Source organism: Amycolatopsis sp. H20-H5, assembly GCF_035828755.1.
Lineage (GTDB): Bacteria > Actinomycetota > Actinomycetes > Mycobacteriales > Pseudonocardiaceae > Amycolatopsis.
In genome coordinates this window covers 916-24,281 of record NZ_JAYMZS010000054.1, presented here as the reverse complement: position 1 = coordinate 24,281, position 23,366 = coordinate 916, and the positions used below count along the sequence as shown (strand labels likewise).

The following is a 23,366-nucleotide window of genomic DNA, read 5'->3' as shown; positions in this document are numbered from 1 at the left end:
TTGACCGTGGCCAACTCCGACCACCGTCCTGGTGCGACGAAGCGACTCCTGCAGCAAGCGCTGTACCGGCTCGGCCCCTTGGAGAACGCGACCTCGACTCGTCTCGAGGTCAGGGTCCGGGTCTACATCACCATGGGCGGCGCCGAAGGCGAGATGGGCTCGACCGAAGCGGCGCTCGCGCATCTCGACACAGCTGAAGACGTCCGGTTGCGTCTTCCTGCTGGTGAGGCGCCGCGCCGCTTGCTTCGCTTCGTCATCGGGCTGCAGCGCGCCTACGTCCTGATGCGGGCCGGACGGCTGGAAGAGGCGCTCGTCTTCTACGACGCTGTCTTGCCGAGCCTTGAAGCAGAGACCAGCGATGACCGGCTGCTGCTCACCCGGAATCTCAGCAATCGTTCGCTGGTCCACGTCCAGATGGGTAATCCGGAGGCCGCGCTCGCCGATCTGCGCCGGGCGCTGGAGCTGGCCATCAAGCACGGGCACCGGACGCTCGAAGGCAAGGTTCGGCACAACCTCGGAGACCACGCCCAGCTGGTCGGAGACGTTCCCGCGGCGCTGAGCCACTACGAACAGGCCGCCCGAATCTTCGCCGAGATGGGGCCCGGCTCGCTCCCTCTGGTCCGGCTGGATCAGGCGAGGGCGTTGCTGACCGCCGGACTTTCCGAGGAGGCCGCTCGCCACCTTGACGAGGCCTTGCTCGCGTTGCGCGGCGACGGTTCCGTCCAGCACATCGCCGAGGCAGAGGTCGCGCGGGCGGCCGCGGCGATTCTGGAGGGCGAGTTCGCGCTGGCCCGGAAGCTGGCCAGCGACGCGCGCCGGCGGTTCCTGCGCCGAGGCAACATGCGGTGGGCCGAGATCGCCGCGCTCACCCGGCTGCGGGCGGAAGCGGTGAAGGTGCTGGCCGACAAGGACCTCAGGCCGGCGCCGCGGTTGCCAAGGGAACTCGCCGAGCTGGCCGGACGTCTCTCCGAGCTGGGGCTGCGCGACGAGACGTCAGTGGCCCGCCTGCTGGCGATCCGGCTGCACCTGCGCCGCGACGCCGTCTCGGAGGCGGAGGCGTTGCTCGCCAAGGTGCCCAAGCCGCGGGAGACCACTCCGATTGATCACCGGATGCTGCTCCGGCTGTGCCGGGCCGAGCTCGCGATGGCCACCGATCGGCCCCGATCGGCCTTGGCGCAGGCTCGTGCGGGGCTTATCGAGCTCGGTCGGATCCGCGACCGGATGGGCGGGCTGGACCTGGTGTGCGGCACCGCCGTGCATGGTCAGGAGCTGGGCAGGCTCGCGCTGACGCAGGTGCTCAAGAAGGCTCGCCGGAACGGGGCGGGCGCCAAACGGCTGTTCGCCTGGCTGGAGCGGACGCGGGCGCAGGTCTACCGCTACGAGCCGTTGCCGATCATCGAGGATCCGGTGCTGGCCAAGCACATCACCGAGATGCGGCGGGCACAGCGCACCATCCAGCTCAACCGGCTCTCGGGCGATTCGGTGGACGCGCTCGAACGGCGCTACGCCGAACTGCGGCACGAGGCGAGCAGGCTCGGCTGGTACACGAGCCAGTGGGGCAAGCCTCGGCCGGTGTGCACGCCGGAGGAGGTCGTCGAGCGGCTCGGGGACCGGGTGCTGGTGAGTCTCACGCGCTATCGGGACAGGCTCTATGCGGTTGTCGTCGACAGCGGCCGGTTCCAGTTGCTCAAGCTCGGCCCGCTCGCCGAGATCATCGAGACCGCGAAGCAGTTGCATGCCGATCTCGACGCCTTGGCGCCCGACTACCTGCCGAAGCCGCTGGCCGACGCGGTCGCCGCGTCGGCGCGGCGGCGTGCCGACAAACTGGACCAGCTGATCTCGGCGTCGCTCGCGAAGACACTTGGCGACCGCGACCTGGTGATCGTGCCGATCGGGCCGTTGTACGCGCTGCCATGGGGCGCGCTGCCGTCGCTGCGTGGGCATCCCGTTTCCATCGCGCCGTCGGCGACAGCGTGGGTGACGGCGTCGAACCGGTCGGCGACCGGGCCGGTGCTGCTCGCCGGTGGGCCGGGTGTGCCCGGCTCGGTCGGCGAAGTGCGCAATCTGCGCGCGGTGTACCCGGACGCCCGGCTGATCGACGGGGCACGCGCGACCAGCGGGGCGGTGCTCGACGCCCTGGAGGGCAGCGGGATGGCGCACCTGGTCGCCCACGGCGCGCACGAACCGGCGAACGCGCTGTTCTCCCGGCTCGAGCTCGTCGACGGGCCCTTGTTCGCGCACGAGACGACCAGGCTGGCGAACCCGCCGGAGCGAGTGGTGCTGGCCGCGTGTGAGCTGGCGATGAGTCACATCCGGCCCGGTGAGGAGGCGCTCGGTTTCGCCGGGACGCTGCTCGCGAGCGGTTCGCGCACGGTCATCGGGGCGATCGCCAGGGTCGGCGACCGGGCGGCCGCCGAGGCGATGTCCGACCTGCACCAGCGGCTGGCGTCCGGCACTCCGCCCGCGCTCGCGCTGGCACAGGCCACTGCCATTGATCCGCTGCGGCGGCCGTTTCTCTGTCTCGGCGCTGGGTGAGCCCGGTCAGCCGAGGAAGTCGGGCAGCGGCACCGGGGTCAGGCCGTCCTTTTTGGCCTGGGCGAGGAAGGCGTTGTAGTCCTCGGTGAACGTCTTGCGGAAATGCATCAGGACGATGTCTCCCGGCCGCAGCTTGTCGCCGACCTGGAACTGGACGTTCCCGTCGTTGACCGACGCCGACCAGAGCACCGCCGCCCGCATGCCGCAGGTCGCCGCCGCGCGCAGGGTCGTCTGGTCGTAGACGCCGAACGGTGGGCGGAACAGGGACGGCCGCTGGCCGAGTTCACGCTGGAAGTCGTCCGCGTCGTCGCAGATCTCCTTGCGCTGGAACTCGAACGGCTTGCCGCGCAGGTCTGGGTGGTCGATCGTGTGGTCGCCCAGCGTCGCGCCGCTGGAATCGAGGATCGCCTTGAAGTACGCCTCGTGGCCCTTGACGTATTTCTGGTTCAGGAACAGCACCGGGTGGGTGCCGGACGCCTGGATGAGTTTTTGCGCGTCCGGATCCTTGATCGCGCCGTCGTCCATGGTGATGAACACGTACGGCTTGTCGGTCTGGATCCGGCGGACGACCGGCACCATGCTGTTCGCGACCGGTTCGGCCTTCTGCTGGACCACGCCGAACGGATAGGGGGCGCTGAAGCTGGGCGCCGGGGCGGCACCGGGGGCGGGGTTCGGCTCGTTCTGCTGGGGAGTGGGCGCCGGGGGCGGCGTCGGTGAGGAGCAAGCGGAGAGCGTCAGGGCTATGACTGCTAACCCCGCGGTAACTAACCAGCGTGTACCCGATCGTGTTGTCATCGTCACTCCGCGTCCCCCATTTCTCGGACAGGGTAAGGATTGAAACGTTCCTTACCCTCGAAAGAGGGACGTTCTCGGATGGACGTGAGTTGCTTTCAGTTATGAACTGTGGTGCGGCGCACTGTCCTCAGGCGCCGCTTTCCGCTGCCTTGACCAGTTGCGCGGAGATCATCCGGATCGCTGAGCGCATCACCGTGAGCACGGCGTGTCCGGAGCCGGGCAGGGCCTCGGTGAACGAACCCGTCCAGCGGAGGTTCGTGCCGCCGGTCGCGTTCGGCGTGAAGAACACCTCGGCGCGGTAGTCCTTGGCCGGCGCCGGTCGCCCGGCGAAGGTGTACACGTGGCGGCGGTCCTGTTCGTATTCGAGCGTCTCTTCGCGCAGGAGCACCGGCCACAGCCCGACGGCCCGGATCGCGCCGACGCTGCCCGGCGCCGCGTCCGCGCGACGGGCCCAGGACGACTGCAGGATCAGTGGTTTCGCCCACTCCGACCAACGCGCGCCGTCGGTTTCCAGCCGGAACAGCACAGCCGGGGGTGCGGTGCTCGTGCGGTTGACCTCGAAGGAGTAGGTCCTGCCGGTCATGGAGCCTCCCGTGGCGTCCTAATTGGCACAACGATAACTAATCTCTTGGCGAACGATAGGTCAAGATAGGGAGGTGAGCACGACGCGTCCCGAAATCGCCGCGCCGCACTGGCTGGTCCAGCTGTTGCGCAGCAAGCCCGTGCCGGTGCCCTGGAACATGGTCGCCCGCGCGGCGATCGCGCTCGCGGTTCCGCTGGCGGTCGGCTACGCGCTGGGCGACATCGGAGTCGGTGCGCTGATCTCCACCGGCGCACTGCCGCCGGTGCTGTCGGAGTCGGCCGGTCCGTACCGCTACCGCGCGCGTCGGCTCGGGGGTGCGACGGCGGCGGCGGCCGCCGGATACCTGGTCGGACTGCTGACCGGCGGTGTGCCAGCTGCGTCCGTGCCGGCGGTGGTCCTGGTCGCCGCGGTTTCGGCGCTGATCAGCGCGGCCGGCAGCAACGCGTCCGTCGCGGGGCTCCAGATGTTCGTGTTCTGCGTGCTCGGCACCGGCCAGCACGCCACCGGGCTGCGGGTCGAGCTGCTGATGGGCTACTTCTTCATCGGCGCCGCCTGGAGCCTCCTGGTCGCGCTCGTGACGTGGACGGTCCGCGCGACCAGCCCCGAACGCACGGCTGTCGCGCACGTCTACATCGAGCTCGCCGCAATGCTTTCGGCGTCGGACGAAGCGATCTCTCGCGTCGCACGCCACCAGCTCACGACGGCCATGAACACCGCGTACGACCGCTTGCTCACCGCGAGATCGTGGCTTTCCGGCCGGGACGCGACCTACCGGGAGTTGCTGAACCTGCTTTCGGCGAGCACTCCTGCCGTCGAGGCTTCGGTGGCGATGGTCAACGCCGGGCGTGAGGCGCCGGACGAGGTGATCGACTACTTCGCCGGGGCGTCGGCGGCGGTGATGGCCAGCGCACCCCTGCCGAGGGCGCCCGAGCCGCCCGAGTCGGACTCCGACGCGGTTCTCGGCGCGTTGTACGCCGGGCTCAGGCGCATCGGCAAGGGCGACGATCGGCAGCGTCGCAAGCCCGCGCCGTGGTACCGGCGCCTGCGGGAATGGGCTGGTTCCCTCGCCTCCGGGCCACTCACCTGGCTTGCCGCGTTGAGGCTGTCCGTCTGTGTGCTCGTGGCCGAAGTGGTCGGACTGCTCGTGCCGTTCGAGCGGTCCTACTGGATCACGCTGACCGTCGGCATCGTCCTCAAACCGGACTTCGGCTCGGTGTTCGGGCGGGCGGTCCTGCGTGGCATCGGCACCGTGGTCGGGGTGGGCGTCGGCGCGGCGGTGCTGGGACTGGGCGCGCACGGGTGGGTGCTGGTGGTGCTGATCGCGGTGTTCGCTGGCGGAATCGCCGTCGGGAAGGTCCGTAACTACGGAATTCTCAGTGCGTTTGTGACGCCGTTGATCATTCTGCAGATGGACCTGGCCAGCAACGGAAATTGGGCGGTGGTGCGGGCCCGGCTGATCGACACTGTCCTCGGCTGCGCGATCGTGCTGATCGTCGGTTATCTGCTCTGGCCGGGAAGCCGCAGGCCTCAGGTCGGTGGCCGGCTGGCGGACGGCCTCGACACCGTCGCGACGTACGTCCAGAGGGCGCTGGTGCCCACCCGCACGGGTGAAGCACGACTGGACCGTTCCCGTGCCCGGCGGCTGGCCTACCGGGCGCTGGCCGACCTGCGGACGGCGTTCCAGCAGGTGGTAGTCGAGCCGTCCGCGAACGGCAGGCAGGCGGTCGCGTGGTGGCCGGTGATCGCGGGGCTGGAACGGGTCGCCGACGCGGTCACCGAGGTCGGCGTGACCGTCGAACGGGGTGCGCCGCCGCCGGATCCTGCGGACGTCGGGTTGCTGACCGAAGCACTCGCCGAGCTCGCGGCCTCGATCCGGGAGCAGCGTCAACCCGCGTCGATGCCGATGCCCGATGGTGAACAGCTGTCCGGGGTCGTCGATCAGCTGGGGTCGGCTTTCGACGCGGTGCGCGGGCCCGACCTGGTCGAACGGGTCCCGCTGCGCCTGGTCCGCCGGTTCCTGCCCTATCACAGGCGTGCCTGAGCCGAGTGCGGTTGGATGGGGGCGCGTGGCAACCCCTGGAAGGAGTTCTCAGATGGGCATCAACTTCGACGAGCTGAAGAACAAGGCGCAGGACGCGCTGAAGGAGCATGGCGACAAGATCGGCGAGGGCCTCGACAAGGCCGGTGACTTCGCGAAGTCCAAGTTCTCCGGGCACGATCAGCAGATCGATGGCGGCATCGCGAAGGCGAAGGGCTTCCTGGACCGGCAGGACGACAAGCCGGACGAGCAGCCGCCGCCGGCCGCACCGCCTGCCTGACCCCCGCGATCCGACCTCGAACTTTCCGGTGAAGGTTCGAGGTCGACGCGTTCGGCGGCTAGTTGACCTCGCCGATGGCGGTTTCGCCGTCGATCGCGATGATCCGGCCCCCGCGCTCGCCGAGTGCGACCAGGCCTTCACGCGCGTCGGGGGCGGTCAGGTCGACCCGGACCCCGGCGAACTCGAGGTCGCGATGGACCGCAAACGCTTGCGAACCTTCGTAGCCCGCGTTGATCGTGGCCGCCAGGCCGCCCGTCGACGCCAGTGAACCGCGCGCCGCGCCGAGCCTGCCCAGCGCTTCGTCCAGGATCGGGAGCAGGGCGTCGCGGTTGCCTTCGGTCATCGCGCGCACCAGCGACGGGCTCGAACCCGCGACCCGTGTGCCGTCCAGGTACGACCCCGCGGCCAGCGACATCGCGACCGGGCCGCCCTGCGCGCCGATGGTCGCCAGGATGGCCGCGAACAGGTGCGGCAGGTGCGAGATCCGCGCGACCGTCTCGTCGTGCGAGTCGGCGGGCAGCGGGACGACGTGCGCGCCGATGCCGACCACCAGCCGGGCCACCTCGGCCCACGCCGCCAGGTCGGTGTCGTGTTCGACGCCCAGCACCCAGGCCGCGCCCTGGAACAGCGCCGGGTCCCCGGCCGTCCAGCCGGACTCGGCGGTGCCCGCCATCGGGTGCCCGCCGACGAAGCGGGTGTACGGCGCGCGGCGGCGGACCGCGTCGACCATCGGACCCTTCACGCTGGTGACGTCGCTGAGCAGGCAGTGCGACGCGTGTTCGGCGACCTGCCGCAGCAGGTCCTCCACCGCGGGCATCGGCACCGCCAGCACCACCAGCGCGTCCTGTTCGGACGCCCTCCGCAACGCCGCTTCGACGTCTGTGGTGACGTCGAAGCCGGCCCTGCTGGCCGCGTCGGCGTCCACTTCGGACACCGCCGCCCCCCAGGTGGTGTGTCCCGCCAAGGCCGCGGCGCGCAGCAGCGACCCCCCGATCAAACCGAGCCCGATCACGCATACGTCTCGCACGAGTTCATCCTGCCAGTGCGCGCAACCGTGGTGACAGGGCAGGCACGCTGTGTATCGGCAGGGCGGGCGTCAGAGGGTGGCGGCGAGCCGGGTGCCCTGGTCGATGGCCCGTTTGGCGTCCAGCTCGGCGGCAACGTCCGCGCCACCGATCAGGTGCACCGGGATCCCGGCGGCGCGCAGCTCGCCGGCGAGCTCGCGCACCGGCTCCTGACCCGCGCAGATGACCACTGTGTCCACGTCGAGCACGCGCTGCCGGCCGTCCACGCTGAAGTGGAGCCCGGCGTCGTCGATCCGCTCGTACCCGACGCCGGGGATCTGCTCGACCTTCTTCGCCTTCAGTGCCGCCCGGTGCACCCAGCCGCTGGTCTTGCCGAGGCCGGAGCCGATCCCGGATTTCTTGCGCTGCAGCAGGAACACCTGCCGTGGTGACGGCTCGGGGCGGGGCACACCCAGCCCGCCCGCGGCCTGCTCCGGATCCGTGACGCCCCATTCGGTCATCCAGGCGCCGAGGTCCAGCGATGGCGAGTCCTGGTGGGTGAGGAACTCGCTGACGTCGACCCCGATCCCGCCCGCGCCGACCACCGCGACCCGCGCTCCCACCGGCTTGCCGTGCTTGACGACATCCACATAGGACAACACCTTCGGGTGGTCGATGCCGGGGATCGACGGCAGCCGGGGCGCGACGCCGGTGGCCAGCACGATCTCGTCGAAGTCCGCACCGACCAGTTCGGCGGCGGTGACCCGCGTGCCGAGGTGCTGTTTGACCCCGGTGAGCTCGAGTTGGCGGGCGTAGTACCGAATCGTCTCCGCGAACTCTTCCTTGCCCGGAATCCGGCGGGCGATCCCGAACTGACCGCCGATTTCGTCGTCGGCCTCGAACAATTCGACGTGGTGCCCGCGGGCGCCGAGGCTGGTCGCGGCGGCGAGCCCGGCCGGTCCCGCGCCGACGACGGCGATCCGCTTGGCGCGCCGCGTCGGCGTGAGCGTCAAGGTCTTTTCGTGCCCGGCGCGCGGGTTCACCATGCACGACACCGGCTTGCGCTTGAACGCGTGGTCGAGGCACGCCTGGTTGCACGCGATGCACGTGTTGATCTCGTCCGCGCGCCCGCTCGCGGCTTTGTTGATCCACTCAGGATCGGCCAGGAACGGCCGCGCCATCGACACGAGGTCGGCGTTTCCGCTGACCAGCGCCTCTTCGGCGGCTTCGGGCATGTTGATCCGGTTGGAGGTGACCACCGGGATGCCGACGTGCGGCTTCAGCTTGCCGGTCACCCAGGTGAACGCCGCGCGCGGCACCGAGGTGACGATCGTCGGCACGCGGGCCTCGTGCCAGCCGATACCGGTGTTGATGATCGTCGCGCCGGCCGCCTCGACGTCCTTCGCGAGGGAGACGACGTCCTCCCAGCGCTGGCCGCCGGGCACGAGGTCCAGCATGGAGAGCCGGTAGATGATGATGAAGTCCGGCCCGACCTTCTCCCGGGTCCGGCGCACGATCTCGACCGCGAACCGGCGGCGGTTCTCCGGCGAGCCGCCCCAGCCGTCGGTGCGCTTGTTCGTGCGTTCGGCCAGGAACTGGTTGATCAGGTACCCCTCGGAGCCCATGATCTCGACGCCGTCATACCCCGCTTCGCGCGCGAGAGCCGCGCAATCGGCGAAGGCGCGAATCTGGCGAAGCACGCCGTAGCCGGTCAAAGCGCGCGGCCGGAACGGGTTGATCGGCGCTTTGATGCTCGACGCGGACACGCTCAGCGGGTTGTACGAGTAGCGGCCCGCGTGCAGGACCTGCAGCGCGATCTTGCCGCCCGCCTCGTGCACCGGCGCGGTGAGCTGCCGGTGCGCCTTCGCCTCCGCGGGGGTCGACAGCTTCGAGGCGAACGGCAGCAGCCAGCCGGTCTTGTTCGGCGCGAACCCGCCGGTGACGATCAGCCCGACGCCGCCGCGGGCGCGCTCGGCGTAGTACTCCGCGAGCGCGGGGAAGTGGGCGGCCTTGTCCTCGAGGCCGGTGTGCATCGAGCCCATGAGCACGCGGTTGCGCAGGGTGGTGAAACCGAGGTCGAGCGGGGAGAGCAGGTTCGGGTAGTGGCTCATCGTCCGTCCTTCGTGTGGTGGTGGGACAGTGCCTGGAGGACCTCTTCGAACCACTCGACCTGGCCCTCTTCGACGCGGATGCCGCCGCGCAGCACGAGGTATTGGTGCAGTGGGCGGCCGTCGAGCCCGCGGGGCGCCGGGAAGTCGCGTTTCTCGATCTTGCGGTAGACGTCGAGGCGTTCGACGTGGGTGTCGCGGTGACGCGCGATCTCCGCGGCGACGGCCGCGGTGTCCCCGAGCGAAGCGCCGCGGATCTTCACGGCGAGCTCCTGGGTGCTCGACGACGGATCGGGTGCGGCGAGCCAGCGCGCGAGCTCGGTGCGGCCCGGCTCGCTGACCGTGTAGACCTTTTTGTCCGGCTTACCGGACTGTTCGACCAGGTCGACACCGACCCAGGCCGCCTCTTCCATGCGCTTGAGCACGCGGTAGATCTGCTGGTGGGTGGCGCTCCAGAACAGGCCGATCGACTTTTCGAACCGGCGCGCGAGCTCGTAGCCCGAGCCGGTGCGCTCGGACAGCGAGACCAGGATCGCGTGTTCCAGTGCCATGGTCTCAGCATTATATGCACCTAGTTGCAGTGCAACGAGACGCATATCGCTTGGCGGATCACCCGGCCCGGGGTCACGAGCAGGGGAATTCGGTGGCGCGACGGGAGTTGAATAAAGGTGTGCAAGAGGTATTGAAGCTGATCGCGGAGCGCATGCGGGACAGCAGCCTGCCGGGGAAGCGGACCGACGGGCAGCGCCTCGCGCTCGCGATCGAGGGCGGCAGCAGCCGCGGGACCTACTCCAGCGGGATGGTGCTGGCGTTGGAGGAGCTCGGCGTGCTGCCCGCGTTCGACGCGGTCTACGGCTCGTCGGCCGGGGCGCTGAACGGCGCCTGGCTGCTGTGCGGACGGTCCGCGACGGGGATGCGGTCGTGGTGGAACCCCGCTGTGATGCGGCGGGTGATGAACCCGCTCGGTCCCTTGCGCGGCCGTCCGGTCGTCGACACCGACTACCTCGTCTACGAGGTCTATTCGCGGCTCGAACCGATGGACTTCCCGGCGATCCTGGCCAGCCCGGTGACCTACCACCCGCTCGGCACCGACGCGGACACCGGCGAGTCGACGGACCTGAACCCGTTCATCGTCGACGCGGACACGCTGAAACTCGCGATGAAGGCGACCGCGTGCATCCCGATCCTGGCCGGTCGCCCGATCGAGCTCGGCGGGCGGCGGTTCGTCGACGCCGGGATGTCGGAGCCACTCCCGTTCCACACCGCGGTCAAACAGGGCGCGACGCACGTCGTGGTGCTGCGCACCCGGCGCGCCGACGAGCTTCCGGTGCGGCCGCCGCGGGTGCAGGACGTGGTGGTGCCCCGGTATCTGCGGCGGTTCGCGCCCGGCACGGTGGAGGCGTGGCGCGAGCAGTACGCCCGCGACCTCGCCGACGAGGAAGCGCTCGCGCACGACGACGCGATCCTGAGCATCCGCCCGCCGCTCGAATCGCCGGATGTGGGCGCCATCGAGCGCGATCCGCTGGTCTTGCGGCGCGCGGTGCTTCTCGGTCGCTATGCCGTTCTCGCCGCGTTGGGCGAGTTGGGGACCCCGCGCAGCGAAGCGTCTTGATCCCTCAGGCGCGGATTAACCGGCTTGCGCGGGACTGCACGACGAGCCGCTGTGCGCCGAGCGAGACTGCCAGATAGAGCAGGATCGACGCGCTGCCGATGCCTTTCGTGCCGCTCGCGCCGTCGATGACGAAGTCCATGCCGAAGTGGATGCCGATCGCGGCGATCCACAGCACGAGCGTCACCCAGGTGCCCTGCCGCCAGAGCTGCCCGTCCGCGCGCCACAGCTTGACGGTGTAAGCGCGGACCACCCCGAACCCCGCGGCGATCGCGAGGCTGACCACGACCAGCACGATCACCGTGGCGTCCGGGCGGCTGTCCTTGAACAATGTCGTCAGCTGGAGGGCGCCGAGCACGAGCAGGATGAGCAGGACCGCCGGTTTGCGGTCCTGCTGGACCAGCCGTTTCTGGACCTGCCGCGACAGCAGCCAGACCAGGACGACCAGGCCGACGAGGATGTTGACCGAGCTGTTCACGAGTGTTCCTCCCGAGGTGACCGACTGCCACCACGGTGCCCGCGCGCTCCGCTCGAAGCCTCAACCCCAGGATGGAACCCGGGTGTGGATCACGGCGCGGGCTTGCGCGCGACGCCGCCGATGACCCGGGATTCCGAGGGCGATCCGGCGAAGACGGTGTGCTCGTCGGGGTGCCACGCCGGCGCGTAGACGAGGCCGGGGGCGAGCATCGGCCAGCCGCCGAAGAACCGCGAGAACTCGTCCTTCGTGCGCAGGAAACCGTGGTTCGTCGTGGTCTCGTAGTACTCGAGCAGATCGACCAGTGCCTGGCGCTCGTCCTCGTTGACCGGGTTCTCGTTGGTCATCTGCGACAGCACCAGCAGCGAACCGGGCGCCAGCCGTTCGCGGTAGAACGTCAGCAGCGCGTCGGGGTCCTGGTCGTCCTTGACGAAGTGCATGACCGCGTTGATCACCAGCGCGATCGGCAGGTCGACGTCGATGATGCCCGACGCGGACACCCGATCCCACAGGTCTTCCGGCTGCAGGAAGTCGGCCGCGATCGCGTGGTGACGGGCCGGGTCGGCGGTATCGGCCAGCAGCAGGGTCGAATGCGCGAGCGCGATCGGTTCGTTGTCGATGTAGAGGACGTGCGTGTCCTCGTCGGGACGGACCTCGTCGGCGACCTCGTGCACGTTGCCCGCCGTCGGCAGGCCGGAGCCGATGTCGACGAACTGGGTGATCCCGGCGCCCACGCACTGACGGACCGCGCGGCCGAGGAACTGACGGCTGGTCAGGCAGTAGTCGCCCATCAGCGGCAGCCGCAGGCGAACCATCTCGGCGAAGTTCCGGTCGATGGCGTAGTTGGTGCTCCCGCCGATGAAATAGTCGTAGACCCGGGCCGCGGAAGGGCGGTCCAGGCTGCTCTCCACCGCCTTCAAGGCATCGTCGTGATCAAGCATCGTCGTCCCCCCGTGCTCAGTACCCCGATGTTAGCGGCCCGTCGACGGGCCAGGAGTCCTGCGTGCGGACGAGGCCGCTCGCGTCGCTAAGCTCGGTGGCGCGGGTGTGCGACACCGGCGGAATTCATTCGCGAGTTTGTGATGCTCACCGCACTGGGTGAAACACGGTCGGTACTCGCCGCGATCATGAAGACGAACAGAGGAAGCGCGGCGCGTTCGACGCCGCCGGAATCGGTACCGCCCCTCGGGGGCTCCACTGTCCTGGCCGTGTGATGCCCGTCACGCGGTACAACAAAGGTGACCTGCTGGACGTCTTTCCGGCAGGCGGAGTCCTGCGCAATAAGGCGTGTGTACGGCGCGCCCGGAAGGAACACGAGACCCCATGCACCTGAGCGCGATCCGGCTCGACTCGACCGTCAACATGATCGTGGTCGCCGTGCTGGCTCTGCTGGCCGTGGTCGCCGTCCCGTGGTTCTGGGACCGCTGGAAGCGCAAGCAGGTCGGCCGCAGCGCGACCACCCTGCTCGCGGTCGTGCTGGTGATCGTGAGCACCGCGATGGCGGGCAACATGATCGGCGGGTTCTTCCCGAGCCTCGGCGCGCTGCTCGGTACGCAGGTGTATAACGCCGAGGGCACCAACGTCGGTGACAACGGCGACGACCTGGACAAATTTCGCGATGCCGGGCAAATGCGCGCGAAAGAGGGCAAAAGTTCGATCGTGACCCTGACGGTGAAAGGCGATCGGACCGGCATCACGCGCAACGTGTCGGTGTATTTTCCGCCGCAGTACTACGACAAGGCCTATCACGACCTCAAATTCCCGGTCATCGAATGGATTCCGAACTACCCGTCCGGGCCCGAGGTCGCTATCTGCTGTTACCACCTGCCGGAGCAGCTCGACCTCGCGATCGCGAAACACGTGCTGGCGCCGACCGTGGTGATCATGCCGGACCCGACCGGGGTCCCGAAGGTCGGCCACGACACCGAATGCGTCGACGAGGTCAATGGCGCGGCCAACGACACGTTCCTCACGATGGACCTGCGCAACTGGGCGATCAAGAAGCTCGGAGTCAGCCCCAATCGCCGGTCGTGGGCGATCGGGGGCTGGTCTTCCGGCGGCTACTGCGCGATGAACCTGGTGACCCGACATCCGCAGTGGTACGGCCTGGCGGCCAGCGTGAGCGGGTACGACAAGGCCTCGATCGACAAGGAGACGGAGAACCTGTTCCAGGGCAGGCAGGACATCGCGGACGCCAACAACATCACGATGAACCTCGCCAAGCACCCGTCGCCGGTCGAGATCCTCGCGATCGCCGGTGACAAGGAGAACAACGAGAGCCAGTCGATCGCGCAGATGAAGAAGGCGGTGCGGCCGCCTACCCAGCTGACCTCGTGGGTGCTCGCCGACGCGGGGCACAACATGAACGCGTTCAAGACGCAGATCCCCGACGTCCTCGCGTGGCTCGGCCAGCGGCTCGCCGGGACGAGCACGGAATTGACCAGCCGGGCGACGCTGACCGGTGACGTCCGCCCGTGGCCGCTGCCGCAGACCGGCGCCCAGGGCGCGCTGGTGGACATGGTCGAGTAGCGAATCGCCTGTGTACTGGGTTCACAGGCGATTCCGCTGGGTCGGTTGTGGTCAGGGTTGCGTGAGCAGCGGGTGCAGCGCGCTGACCACGGAGGTCACCCGGCGCGAGCCGGTCGCGTAGCTGACGGACTGAGGCTGCGAGGTCAGTACCGCGACGACGAACCGGTCCGACTGGTCCGACTGCCCGAGCAAGCCGCTGGTGTGCAAGATCCGGGTCGGCCGGCAGCAGGACCAGCCCTGCTTCACCGCCCACTGCAGACCGTCGGCGCCGTCCGGGATGCCGAAGTACTGACGGAACCCGTCGGCACCCTGTTCGGTCGCGCCGCGCAGGGCGGTCAGGATGGTTGTGCGGATCGAGGCCGGGGCGTCGTCCAGCAGGTAGCGGTAGATCCGCACGACGTCGCTCGCGGTGATCAGGGTGTCGCCCCAGCGTCCGGGATCGGCGGGGGCCCTGGTCGAGGTCAGGCCCATGCGGGAGGCCCACCGGGTGACGATCTGCGGTCCGCCGCCGACTACCCACAGGGCGTTCGCGATGTTGTCGTCGCTGTGGGAAAGCATGCGCCCGACGGTGGCGGCCGGCGTGGTGCCCGAGGTGAGCACCTCGGTCGCGATCAGCAGTTTGACCAAGGAGGCCGAGGTGTACGCCGTGTCCTCGCGCACCGAAAGCGTCGTCTTGCCCGTCACCCGGTCGAAGACGATGGCACTGACCTTGCCGCCGGGCACCAGTGCGTCGAGCGCGGCCTTGTCCGGCGCCGACGGCGCGTCCTGCTGGGGTTCCGGCGGTACGGAACTCGCCGACGAGTCCGATTTCGGTTTTGGTTCCGGTGTGAGCGACGGCGAGGGCGGGGGCGCCGGGGAACTCGGTGACGCCATTGCCGTGATCGCGATCGGACGGGGGGAAGCAGTCTTGAGCTGTGGGACGAAGACCATGGCTCCCACCGCGCCCAGGCAAAGCCCCACCAGCAGGATGCCGCTCACTTTGCGCATGCCTTGACTTGTCGAGTTCACCCGATCGAGTTCGCTGAATCAGGTAAAACTGGTCGACTTTGTGGGATGGGTCACGTTTCAGGGGGTAAGTCGGGACGCTGCTGGGCCCTGCGGGCAAGCAGTATCGCGACACAAATCATCGGTCTGGAAGGCGGGCGGGCACCGAACCGTTTTGGCGCACAAAGAAGCCCGGCCGTCGCGGGAGGTGACGGCCGGGCTTCGTCCTTTGTGGAGTAATGAAGGATCAGTAGCCGCTGCCGTAACCGGAGTTCGAAGGCGCGGCGGCGGTCGACGGGGCGGCCGAGGAGCTCGCGGCCGGGGTGGTGCCGGACTTGCAGCCGTTCGGCTCGATCGGGAACCAGGTGCCCTTGACGCCCGCGCCCTTGGCCTCGCCGGCCTGGGTGTCCATGGCGTAGCGGTAGACGGGCCAGCCGCCGACGGTGACCTGCTCGCTGCCGTCCGCGCGCTTGATGCTGGAGACCAGCTTCGACGCGACGCCTTCGAGCTCGACCTTGCCCTTGGCCAGCACCGCGGGCCAGGTCTTGGCGCAGTCGCCCTCGCAGGCGGACTTGGTGGCCTTCTTGGTGTCCTTGGTGAACAGGTACAGCGTGAAACCTTCCTTGTCCGTGATCACCGGGCCGACACCGTCGACGTTGCCCGCGATGAGCTTCGTCGCCTCGGGACCGGCCTTGGCGCCCTTCGCGTTCGCGGCGTACCAGGTGCCGCTCACGCCCTGGCCCTTGGTGTCACCGGCCTTGGTGTCCTTGGAGAACTTGTACAGCGGCCAGCCGCCGACGGTGACCTGCTCGCTGCCGTCCGCCCTGGTCACCTTGCCGACCAGGCTCTTGTCCACCCCAGTCGCCTCGACCTCGCCGCGACTCGTGACGGGGGGCCAGGTTTTCGCGCAGTCACCGTCGCAAGTGGACTTCGGCGGCTTCGCGGTGTCCTTGTTGAAGCGGTACAGCGTCATCCCGTCCTTGTCGGTGAGCACCTGGCCGAGTCCACCTGCTTCGGCCACGGCGAGCTTGGTCGGTTCGGCCGCCGGAGCCTGGGCGGGTGCCTGGACGGCGGCGTTACCGCCACCGGAACCGGCCGGGACGACCTGCGCGGCCGGCGCCGGGGTGCTGCCGCCACCGGCGCAGGCGCTGAGCAGTGTCAGTCCTGCCGCGGCGGCTGCGACGGAGAGGACGAGACGCGTGCGAAGCATGGAATTCTCCTTGTATCCGTGGGGATCCGCGGCCTGCGCGGGCTGGCTGTACCCCTAACACGGACGCTCCGGAGAAGCGGTTCAACCGGACTTGGATTGTTTTCCGAGTGCCTTGTCGACCAGCTGTCCGGCGGCCCCGGTGTACGCCGCGGGGTCCAGCAGGCCCTCGAGCTCGTCCGGGTCGAGGACCTCGGTGAGGACGTCCCCGAGCGAACGGCCCTCTCGCAACGCCTGTGCCGACGCCTTGCCCAGCAGCTCCTTGGCGGTGGCCTTGCCGAGGCGGGGCGCCAGGACGGCCGAGAGGCGCTCGGACACGATCAGGCCGTGGGTCGCGTCGAGATTCGCGCGCATCTGCTCGGCGTGCACGACCAGTCCGTTCGCGAGCTCGACGGCGGTGTGCGCCGCGCCGCCGGTGAGCCGGAGGCACTCGCGCAGCAGCTGCCACTCGGCGTGCCAGGCGCCACCGGACCGTTCGTCCTCCGCGACGACCGACTGGGTGACGCCCGCGGCGAGCACCGGGACCTGCAGCGCGGCCGAGCGGATCAGCGTGGCGAGCACCGGGTTGCGTTTATGGGGCATCGCCGACGAACCACCCCCGGTGGGCTCGCTGACCTCGGCGATCTCGGTCCTGGCCAGGGTCTGGACGTCGACCGCGAGCTTGCCGAGCGCGGTGGCGGTGAAGGCGAGGACGGCCGCCAGGTCGGCGGTCGGGGTGCGCAGGGTGTGCCAGGGCAGCCCACCCGCGGCGAGTCCGGTCTCCTCGGCGAACGCGGCGGTCAGCCGTTCGGCGTACCCCGTCCGGTCGACCCCGGCGACCCGCGCGTACTCGAGGTAGGCCGCGAGAGTCCCGGCCGCGCCGCCCAGCGACACGGGCAATCCGCCGTCGAGCACCCGGCGGACCCGCACCCCCGCGTCGAGCACGAGCTGACGCCAGCCCGCGGCTTTGAGCCCGAATGTGGTGGGCACGGCATGGGCGGTCAGGGTGCGGCCCGCCATCGTGGTGTCGCGGTGCTCGCGGGCGAGCTCGCCGAGCGCGGCGGCGACGGCCGTGAGGTCCGCGTCGAGCAGCCGGAGGGTGCGATCGGCGACCAGCATCATGGCCGTGTCGAAGATGTCCTGGCTGGTCGAGCCGCGGTGGACGTACTCGGCGGCTTCCCCGGCGGCGGCGCTCAGCGCCTTCACCAGCCCGACCACGGGATTCGCCGTCTCCCGCGCGCCCCTGGCCAGCGCGACCAGATCCACCCGCTCGGCGCGCGCGGCCGCCGTGATGGCCGCCGCGGCTTCCGGTGGAACCGTGCCGAGCCGGGCTTGGCCCCTGGCCAGCGCGGCCTCGGCGTCGAGCATGGCCTGCACCCAGGCGAGGTCGCCCGTCGCGGCTTCGGCCGGAGTGCCCGCGCGAACCGGGGAAAGCAGACCGGAGTCGGGATCGGCGTCCATGCGGCCAGCATCGCATGCCCCGAGCGGGCGCTGGCTGAGCCGGCGGTCTCGGCAAGCCGCCGGACGCCGGTCACATTCCTTCGTTTCGATCCGTCAGGGGGAGGACGGATCGAAACGAAGGAGCACGGACGATGCAGGCACGCATGAAGAACCCGGCGACGGTCCTCTCGGACGCGATGAAGACCATCCAGGCGCTGCTGAAGGCCACCGGCAAGGGCGGTGTGCCCCAGCCGACCCTCGACCTCGTCCACCTGCGGACCAGCCAGCTCAACGGGTGCAGCGTCTGCGTCACCGGCGGTGCGCTCAGCGCCAAGAAGGCGGGCGAAACCGACGAACGGCTGTTCTCGGTGGCCGCCTGGCGCGAGGCGCCTTACTTCACCGACGGCGAACGCGCCGCGCTCGCACTGGCCGAGGCCATGACCCGCCTGGCCGACCGGGCGGACGCGGTCCCCGACGACATCTGGGACGCCGTCGCCGGCCATTTCGACGAGCAGCAGCTCGCGGCGCTGATCCTCTGGATCGCCACCACGAACCTGTTCAACCGCCTCAACGCCACGATCCGGGAACCGGCAGGCGTCACGTGGGGCTGAGGCTCGGAAGTGTCAGGAAAGGGTCTTTCATGACGAAAAGTGTCCTGAAAGACCCTTTCCTGACACTGGGGTGGGCGCCGGGAGATCGCTGGGGGTGGGGTCAGGCGATCTTCCCGTGCTCCTGGCAGCCGAGCCCGGCGGCGAGCCGCTGGACTGTCCACTGAGGACTTGCTTGCAGGGTCGCCGCGAGGTCGCGCAGCGCCCGCGGCCTGCCGTCGCAATAACGCACGATCCTCGCGACGGACGCGGCGTCGTCGCGCCCGCAGCGGTTCCCGGCGGCCGCGCGGAACAGCTCGACGGCCTCGGCCGGGGGCAGCGGGCCGAGGTGGAGCCGGGTGGCGCCGTCCACGTGCCAGTGGCGGTCGCGGGTGGTGATCAGGACCGCGCTCGACCCCGTTCCCGGCAGCAGCGGCTCGACCTGCTCGCGGCTCGCCGCGTCGTCCAGGACCAGCAGGAGCCGTCGGCAGGCGAGTTCGGAGCGCCACAGCGCGGCCCGCTCGTCCACCTCGGACGGGACGAGGGCCGTCGGGAGGCCCAGGCCGCGCAGCAGGCGGCCCAGTACGTCGAACGGCTCGAGCGGGGTCAGCCGGTCGCGGGCGTGCAGGTCGACGAAGAACTGGCCGTCCGGGAACCGTTCGGGCGCCAGCCCGGCCGCGTGCACCGCGAACGCGGTCTTGCCCGTCCCGGCCTCCCCATCGACCACGATCACCGGCGCGATGTCGCCACAGGCGCGACGCACGGCGCGGAGTTCCTCGTCGCGGCCGGTGAACCACGGCACGTCACGCGGGAGTTCGCGGCGCGGTGAAGGTGCGGACGGACTCCGGTCCCCGCGCACCAGCCGGAGCGCCTCGGTGAGCTCGGGTCCCGGCCGGACGTCCAGTTCGGTGGCCAGCAGCCGGTACGCCTGGTGATACGCCGCGAGCGCCTGGGCGGGCCTGCCCATGGTGTGCAGCGCCCGGACCAGCCGGGCCCAAGCGTCCTCACGCAGGGGATCTTCCGCGGTCAGCACGCGCAGCGTGGCCACCGCGTCGGCGGTGCGGCCCAGCTTCAGCTGCGTCTCGGCGAGACTCTCCCGCAGCTGACCGCGCAGCTCGCCGAGCCGTTCGACGGCCTCACCCGCGAGGCAGTCCAACCCGGCCAGCGGTTGTCCGCGCCAGAGCCGCAATGCCCGCTGCAGCAGGTCGAGCGCGGTTTCGTGGTCGCCGGCGGCGGTGGCCAGCCGGGCGTGGGCGAAGTGGCGGGCCGCTTGGTCCGCGTCGAGCTCACCGGCGTCGAGGCGCAGCCGGTATCCGCCGGAGCCGCTTTCGATGCGGGAACCGTCGGCGTGCTCGGGCAGCAGGCGCCGCAGTTGCCACACGTACGTCTTGAGGTTGGCCTCCGCCGAGGTGGGCGGTGCCGTTCCCGGCCAGGCGAGCCCGACCAGCCTGTCCACGCTCACCCAGGTGCCCGGTGCCAGCAGTAAGGCGCCCAGCACGGTGGCCGGTTTCCCGGCGCCGGGCCGTCGCGCGGACCCGTCGTGGCCGAGCACCTCGAGCGGTCCCAATATCCGAAAGAGCACCATGTCACTCCCCGTTCCCCATGGCGTCCATGGTCGCGCCGGGCACATGAGGTTCCGATGACAGCCCTGAGCAGGCGAATGCTGCACCGGTGTACGCCTGATGGATCAATTCTGGAGCGGATTCGCCTATGCTCGGACCGTGACCGACAAGGGGTTTCGCCGACGGCTGCCGCTGGTGGCGCTGGTCGCCGTGTGCGTGACGGCCGTGACCGTGGCCGTGTCCGGCGCCGCCGATCCGACCGGCGGCCTCCGCTTCGCGCAGTCCGGCCATTGGATCAGCAACGCGGCATTGGGCATCGTCTTCCACATCGACGGCGCTGCCAAGGTCGTCGACAACCAGGTCCGGATCGACGGCCTCGACCCGAACAGCCAGGTCGTCCAGGGCGACACCAGCGGGTTCGTGCTCGGCGGGTCGAGGATCACCCAGTTCGGCAAGTCGAACCTGTCGGTGGAGAAGTCGGTCGCCGCGCCGACCGGCGAGCTGCCTTCCTTGGTCGAGGCCACCGGCGGGCCGTACGTGGTCTACAAGGAGGCGGGCCAGATCGTCCGCACCGGCAGCGAGTTCGAGACGATCAACGCGGGCGGCGCGCTCGGCGAGCCGGTCGCCACCCCCGACGGCACGCTCTGGCTGCACCAGCGCGCCACCGGCAAGCTGTGCGAGCTGCCGAAGTCCGCCAGCCAGGTCAACTGCCCGATCACCGTGCCGACCGGCCACGACGGGGCACTGACCGTGGTGGGCAAGCAGGCGGTCTTCGTCGACACCACCGCCGACGAACTCCGGCTGATCAGCGGTGACGGCCTCGGCGAGGCGGTCAAGATCAACACTGACGTCTCCCCCGCCGCGAAGATCGCGCTGAGCGCCGCCGAGGGCCGGATCGCGATCCTCGAACCGGCCGCGCGCCGCCTGGTCTTCGTCGACGCCAGCGGCCTCGACACCGGCCGCCCGTCCCTCGCCCCCGTCACGATCTCACTGGCCGACGGCTCGTACGCCGGGCCCACCGCGAGCTCGTCCGCCGTGGTCCTGCTCGACCTGACGCACAACAACGTGCTCACCTACGGCCCCGACGGCACCGTGCGGGAGAAGACGGCGATCCCGGCGGAATCGGGTGAGCCCCGGCTGGTCCGCGGCGACGACGACCGGGTGTACGTCGACGGCGGCGAGGCCAAGCACGTCATGGTGGTCGACCCCGCCGGGGCGGTCACGCCGGTGCCCGTGGCGGGCGCTGACAAGCCGCCCACGCCGACCACCTCGCCGGTGCAGCCGACCCCGGTCGTTCCGCCCGTTTCGCAGGAGCCACCGGTGTCCCAGGTGCCGCCGAAGACCGAGCAGCCGCCCGCGAAGCCGGACGTACGCAAGGACAACCCGCCGAAGCAGACCTCGCAGCCGCCGGTGCAGAAGCCTCAGCCACCCGCCCAGCCGCCGCCGGTGCCGTCGCCGCCCGTGCAGAAGCCGATCCCGGCGAGCCCGCCCGGCGTGGCTGGCAACCTCAAGGCCCGGCTCCAGGGCACGAGCGGGCAGGTCACCTGGGGCGCGGCGGCCGCGAACGGTGCGGCCATCACGGGCTACGTGGTGTCCTGGAAGCCGTCCTCCGGGACGGGCTCCGGCTCGGTGACCGTTGCGGGCGGCACCCTCTCCCGGACGATTCCCGCCCTGCGCGCCGGGATCACCTACACGATCATCGTCATGGCGCAGAACAGCGCCGGCCGCGGTCCGGCGGCCACGACCACCGTGGACGGGCCCGCCCTGCCGAAGCCGAAGCTGGTCCTTTCGCGGGGCCCGTCCTACAACGGTGACCAGAACCAGTGCCCGTCACCGAACTGCGCTTGGATGCACATCGTGCTGAGCGGGTTCACCCCCGGCACCATGGTCAATCTGAAGCCGTACTCGACCAACCCGGACTACGGCAACACGGGCCGTGGAGTGCTGATCGAAGCGGATGGCACAGCTTCGACGGATGCCTTCTACTATCCCGGAGCCGGGGACAAGGTCTACGTCGCCACTGACGACGGCAGTGTCAGGTCCAACACGATCACTTGGAGTGCTGGGTGAGCAGGACGCGTGCCGGGGAGGTCTCGGCGCTGATCGGCAACAACGTGCAGCAGGTGGTCCGCGGCAAGCCGGAGCTGGTCCGGCTGGCCGTGGCCGCTCTGCTCGCCGAAGGACATCTGCTCATCGAGGACGTCCCGGGTGTCGGCAAGACGACGCTCGCGCGCTGCCTGGCGCGCAGCATCGACGGGAAGTGGAACCGGATCCAGTTCACCCCCGACCTGCTGCCCGGCGACATCACCGGCGTCACCGTCTACCACCAGCGTGACGAGCGGTTCACCTTTCACCCCGGCGCGATCTTCGCGAACATCGTGGTGGCCGACGAGATCAACCGAGGCACCCCGAAGACGCAGTCCGCGCTGCTCGAAGTGATGGCGGAGCGGCGCGTGACGGTGGATTCGGTCGCGCATCAGGTGCCGCGGCCGTTCCTGGTGGTCGCGACGCAGAACCCGATCGAGATGGAGGGCACCTACCGGCTGCCCGAGGCCCAGCTCGACCGGTTCCTGATGCGGCTGTCGGTGGGCTATCCGGACCTCGCGTCCGAGGTGCTGGTGATCATGAGCGACTGCGCCGGGGTCACCCCGGAGGACCTGCCGCAGGTGGTCGACGTCGCCATGGTGAGCGCCGCGATCGAGGAGGTGCGGCACTCGCACATCGAGCGCGGCGTGGTCGAGTACGCCGCACGCCTGGCCGCCGCGACCCGCCAGCACGCCATGGTGCGGTTCGGCGCGAGCCCCCGCGGCAGCATCGCGCTCGTCCGGACGGCGCAGGCGCTGGCCGCCACGGACGGCCGCGGGTTCGTCACCCCGGACGACATCAAGGACGTCGCCGTCCCGGTGCTCGGGCACCGGCTCATCCTCACCGCGGACGCCGAGCTCAACCAGCTCGGCACGGCCGAAGTCGTGCGTGAGGTGCTGGCCGCCACCCCCGCGCCCGCGATCAGCACCGCCGGCCGGTGACGGGGACAGCGAACAGATGTGGCGGTTGACCCGGCGCGGTGGCGCCGTGCTCGCGCTCTCCTTGCTGCTGGGTGTCGCCGGTTACCTTGGCGGCTATCCGGTGTTGTGGGTGCTGGGCGTGGTGCTGTTCGCCGCCGTGGTCTCGGCCGTCCTGGTCACCATCTGGGGGGTCCGCGTCGACGTGCGTCGTTCGGTCTACCCCGATCGGGTGGAACGTGGGGAGCCCGCCGTGGCCCGGCTCCAGGTGCGCAACCCCACCGACAAGCGGCAAGCCGCCTTCCTCGCCACGGACCAGTCCGACGGCGGCGTCCGCACTGTCCAGGTGCGGGGCCTGCCCGCGGGCGGCGAGGCGGTCTATCACTATGAGCTGGCCACGGCGAAACGCGGGAAGGCCGAGGTGGGACCGCTGACGCTGCTGCGTTCGGATCCGTTCGGCCTGGCCGCCCACCGCGTGCCCACGGGTGAGACCGCGACGCTGTGGGTGCACCCGCGGCGGCTCGCGGCGCGCGCGCTCGTCGACGGCCACCCACGTCATCACCATGAAGGCGCCACCACCGACGACGCGCTGCGCGGCGCGGTCGATCTGCAGGACGTCCGCGAGTACACCCCTGGCGTCGAGGGAGGG

The 23,366-nt window shown here is 70.1% G+C and carries 19 protein-coding genes and 1 pseudogene; 9 read left to right on the top strand and 11 right to left on the bottom strand.

Going from position 1 to position 23,366, the window contains the following annotated elements; all coding sequences use genetic code 11:
* Positions 1 to 132 precede the first annotated feature (132 nt).
* Complete coding sequence (locus tag QMK34_RS26585; RefSeq protein ID WP_326417181.1) at positions 133 to 2,535, top strand: CHAT domain-containing protein; 2,403 nt, start codon at positions 133 to 135, stop codon at positions 2,533 to 2,535.
* Positions 2,536 to 2,541: 6 nt separating this feature from the next.
* Here the strand turns inward: QMK34_RS26585 and QMK34_RS26580 are convergent, their stop codons facing one another.
* Positions 2,542 to 3,150: a polysaccharide deacetylase family protein gene (locus QMK34_RS26580; RefSeq protein ID WP_326417138.1), complete on the bottom strand. Its 609-nt coding sequence runs from the start codon at positions 3,148 to 3,150 to the stop codon at positions 2,542 to 2,544.
* A 307-nt stretch (positions 3,151 to 3,457) separates the two neighbouring features.
* Positions 3,458 to 3,913: an SRPBCC family protein gene (locus QMK34_RS26575; protein ID WP_326417137.1), complete on the bottom strand. Its 456-nt coding sequence runs from the start codon at positions 3,911 to 3,913 to the stop codon at positions 3,458 to 3,460.
* 73 nt (positions 3,914 to 3,986) lie between these two features.
* Here QMK34_RS26575 and QMK34_RS26570 point away from each other — a divergent pair, with 73 nt between their 5' ends.
* Positions 3,987 to 5,954 carry an FUSC family protein gene (locus tag QMK34_RS26570; protein ID WP_326417136.1) on the top strand — a complete coding sequence of 656 codons (1,968 nt, stop codon included), beginning with the start codon at positions 3,987 to 3,989 and terminating at the stop codon, positions 5,952 to 5,954.
* Between the two features lie 52 nt (positions 5,955 to 6,006).
* The gene (locus QMK34_RS26565) at positions 6,007 to 6,231 is read left to right on the top strand and encodes an antitoxin (protein WP_326417135.1); all 225 of its coding nucleotides are present in this window, start codon (positions 6,007 to 6,009) and stop codon (positions 6,229 to 6,231) included.
* 58 nt (positions 6,232 to 6,289) lie between these two features.
* Here QMK34_RS26565 and QMK34_RS26560 read toward each other — a convergent pair whose 3' ends face one another.
* The 3 genes from QMK34_RS26560 to QMK34_RS26550 form a co-directional block, all read right to left on the bottom strand.
* Positions 6,290 to 7,258 (bottom strand): prephenate dehydrogenase, encoded by a 969-nt coding sequence (locus tag QMK34_RS26560; protein ID WP_326417134.1) that lies wholly within the window; start codon positions 7,256 to 7,258, stop codon positions 6,290 to 6,292.
* Between the two features lie 69 nt (positions 7,259 to 7,327).
* Entirely contained in the window at positions 7,328 to 9,346 is a 2,019-nt protein-coding gene (locus QMK34_RS26555; RefSeq protein WP_326417133.1) for an NADPH-dependent 2,4-dienoyl-CoA reductase, read from the bottom strand.
* Positions 9,343 to 9,894, bottom strand: coding sequence for a PadR family transcriptional regulator (locus QMK34_RS26550; protein ID WP_326417131.1), 552 nt, complete (start codon positions 9,892 to 9,894; stop codon positions 9,343 to 9,345). Before QMK34_RS26550 ends, QMK34_RS26555 begins: the two co-directional genes overlap by 4 nt.
* Positions 9,895 to 10,013: 119 nt before the next feature.
* Between QMK34_RS26550 and QMK34_RS26545 the strand changes: the two genes are divergently transcribed.
* The gene (locus QMK34_RS26545; RefSeq protein WP_326417130.1) at positions 10,014 to 10,955 is read left to right on the top strand and encodes a patatin-like phospholipase family protein; all 942 of its coding nucleotides are present in this window, start codon (positions 10,014 to 10,016) and stop codon (positions 10,953 to 10,955) included.
* 4 nt (positions 10,956 to 10,959) lie between these two features.
* On the opposite strand, the gene QMK34_RS26540 is transcribed toward QMK34_RS26545, so the two are convergent.
* Both QMK34_RS26540 and QMK34_RS26535 read right to left on the bottom strand, forming a co-directional pair.
* A complete protein-coding gene (locus tag QMK34_RS26540) occupies positions 10,960 to 11,430 on the bottom strand; it encodes a hypothetical protein (protein ID WP_326417129.1) in 471 nt (156 codons plus the stop codon).
* Between the two features lie 89 nt (positions 11,431 to 11,519).
* Positions 11,520 to 12,368, bottom strand: a complete 849-nt coding sequence (locus QMK34_RS26535; RefSeq protein WP_326417128.1) for an SAM-dependent methyltransferase — start codon at positions 12,366 to 12,368, stop codon at positions 11,520 to 11,522.
* A 382-nt stretch (positions 12,369 to 12,750) separates the two neighbouring features.
* On the opposite strand from QMK34_RS26535, the gene QMK34_RS26530 reads away from it, so the two are divergent.
* Positions 12,751 to 13,956 (top strand): alpha/beta hydrolase, encoded by a 1,206-nt coding sequence (locus QMK34_RS26530; RefSeq protein WP_326417127.1) that lies wholly within the window; start codon positions 12,751 to 12,753, stop codon positions 13,954 to 13,956.
* A gap of 51 nt (positions 13,957 to 14,007) precedes the next feature.
* Here QMK34_RS26530 and QMK34_RS26525 read toward each other — a convergent pair whose 3' ends face one another.
* From QMK34_RS26525 to pcaB, 3 genes are all read right to left on the bottom strand, one after another.
* Positions 14,008 to 14,943, bottom strand: a complete 936-nt coding sequence (locus tag QMK34_RS26525) for a hypothetical protein (protein WP_326417125.1) — start codon at positions 14,941 to 14,943, stop codon at positions 14,008 to 14,010.
* A gap of 244 nt (positions 14,944 to 15,187) precedes the next feature.
* The gene (locus tag QMK34_RS26520; protein ID WP_326417124.1) at positions 15,188 to 16,150 is read right to left on the bottom strand and encodes an SCO0930 family lipoprotein; all 963 of its coding nucleotides are present in this window, start codon (positions 16,148 to 16,150) and stop codon (positions 15,188 to 15,190) included.
* A gap of 81 nt (positions 16,151 to 16,231) precedes the next feature.
* The gene (gene pcaB, locus QMK34_RS26515; RefSeq protein ID WP_326417122.1) at positions 16,232 to 17,587 is read right to left on the bottom strand and encodes a 3-carboxy-cis,cis-muconate cycloisomerase; all 1,356 of its coding nucleotides are present in this window, start codon (positions 17,585 to 17,587) and stop codon (positions 16,232 to 16,234) included.
* A gap of 131 nt (positions 17,588 to 17,718) precedes the next feature.
* Here pcaB and QMK34_RS26510 point away from each other — a divergent pair, with 131 nt between their 5' ends.
* Positions 17,719 to 18,177, top strand: a complete 459-nt coding sequence (locus QMK34_RS26510; RefSeq protein WP_326417120.1) for a carboxymuconolactone decarboxylase family protein — start codon at positions 17,719 to 17,721, stop codon at positions 18,175 to 18,177.
* Positions 18,178 to 18,277: 100 nt separating this feature from the next.
* Here the strand turns inward: QMK34_RS26510 and QMK34_RS26505 are convergent, their stop codons facing one another.
* On the bottom strand, positions 18,278 to 19,738 hold the full coding sequence (locus tag QMK34_RS26505; protein WP_326417119.1) for an AfsR/SARP family transcriptional regulator: 1,461 nt from the start codon (positions 19,736 to 19,738) through the stop codon (positions 18,278 to 18,280).
* Positions 19,739 to 19,874: 136 nt separating this feature from the next.
* Here QMK34_RS26505 and QMK34_RS26500 point away from each other — a divergent pair, with 136 nt between their 5' ends.
* From QMK34_RS26500 to QMK34_RS26490, 3 genes and pseudogenes are all read left to right on the top strand, one after another.
* The gene (locus tag QMK34_RS26500; RefSeq protein WP_326417117.1) at positions 19,875 to 21,785 is read left to right on the top strand and encodes a fibronectin type III domain-containing protein; all 1,911 of its coding nucleotides are present in this window, start codon (positions 19,875 to 19,877) and stop codon (positions 21,783 to 21,785) included.
* Entirely contained in the window at positions 21,782 to 22,741 is a 960-nt protein-coding gene (locus QMK34_RS26495) for an AAA family ATPase (protein WP_326417116.1), read from the top strand. Before QMK34_RS26500 ends, QMK34_RS26495 begins: the two co-directional genes overlap by 4 nt.
* 16 nt (positions 22,742 to 22,757) lie before the next feature.
* Positions 22,758 to 23,366: pseudogene (locus QMK34_RS26490) on the top strand (DUF58 domain-containing protein); the annotation flags it as partial.

Bases quoted from the DNA above. Each gene is read 5' to 3' on its own strand.
- QMK34_RS26565 (WP_326417135.1), top strand. From the start codon at position 6,007: ATGGGCATCAACTTCGACGAGCTGAAGAACAAGGCGCAGGACGCGCTG.
- QMK34_RS26535 (WP_326417128.1), bottom strand. From the start codon at position 12,368: ATGCTTGATCACGACGATGCCTTGAAGGCGGTGGAGAGCAGCCTGGAC.
- QMK34_RS26585 (WP_326417181.1), top strand. From the start codon at position 133: ATGGGCGGCGCCGAAGGCGAGATGGGCTCGACCGAAGCGGCGCTCGCG.
- QMK34_RS26525 (WP_326417125.1), bottom strand. From the start codon at position 14,943: ATGCGCAAAGTGAGCGGCATCCTGCTGGTGGGGCTTTGCCTGGGCGCG.
- QMK34_RS26550 (WP_326417131.1), bottom strand. From the start codon at position 9,894: ATGGCACTGGAACACGCGATCCTGGTCTCGCTGTCCGAGCGCACCGGC.
- QMK34_RS26530 (WP_326417127.1), top strand. From the start codon at position 12,751: ATGCACCTGAGCGCGATCCGGCTCGACTCGACCGTCAACATGATCGTG.
- QMK34_RS26520 (WP_326417124.1), bottom strand. From the start codon at position 16,150: ATGCTTCGCACGCGTCTCGTCCTCTCCGTCGCAGCCGCCGCGGCAGGA.
- QMK34_RS26505 (WP_326417119.1), bottom strand. From the start codon at position 19,738: ATGGTGCTCTTTCGGATATTGGGACCGCTCGAGGTGCTCGGCCACGAC.
- QMK34_RS26555 (WP_326417133.1), bottom strand. From the start codon at position 9,346: ATGAGCCACTACCCGAACCTGCTCTCCCCGCTCGACCTCGGTTTCACC.
- QMK34_RS26510 (WP_326417120.1), top strand. From the start codon at position 17,719: ATGCAGGCACGCATGAAGAACCCGGCGACGGTCCTCTCGGACGCGATG.
- pcaB (WP_326417122.1), bottom strand. From the start codon at position 17,587: ATGGACGCCGATCCCGACTCCGGTCTGCTTTCCCCGGTTCGCGCGGGC.
- QMK34_RS26575 (WP_326417137.1), bottom strand. From the start codon at position 3,913: ATGACCGGCAGGACCTACTCCTTCGAGGTCAACCGCACGAGCACCGCA.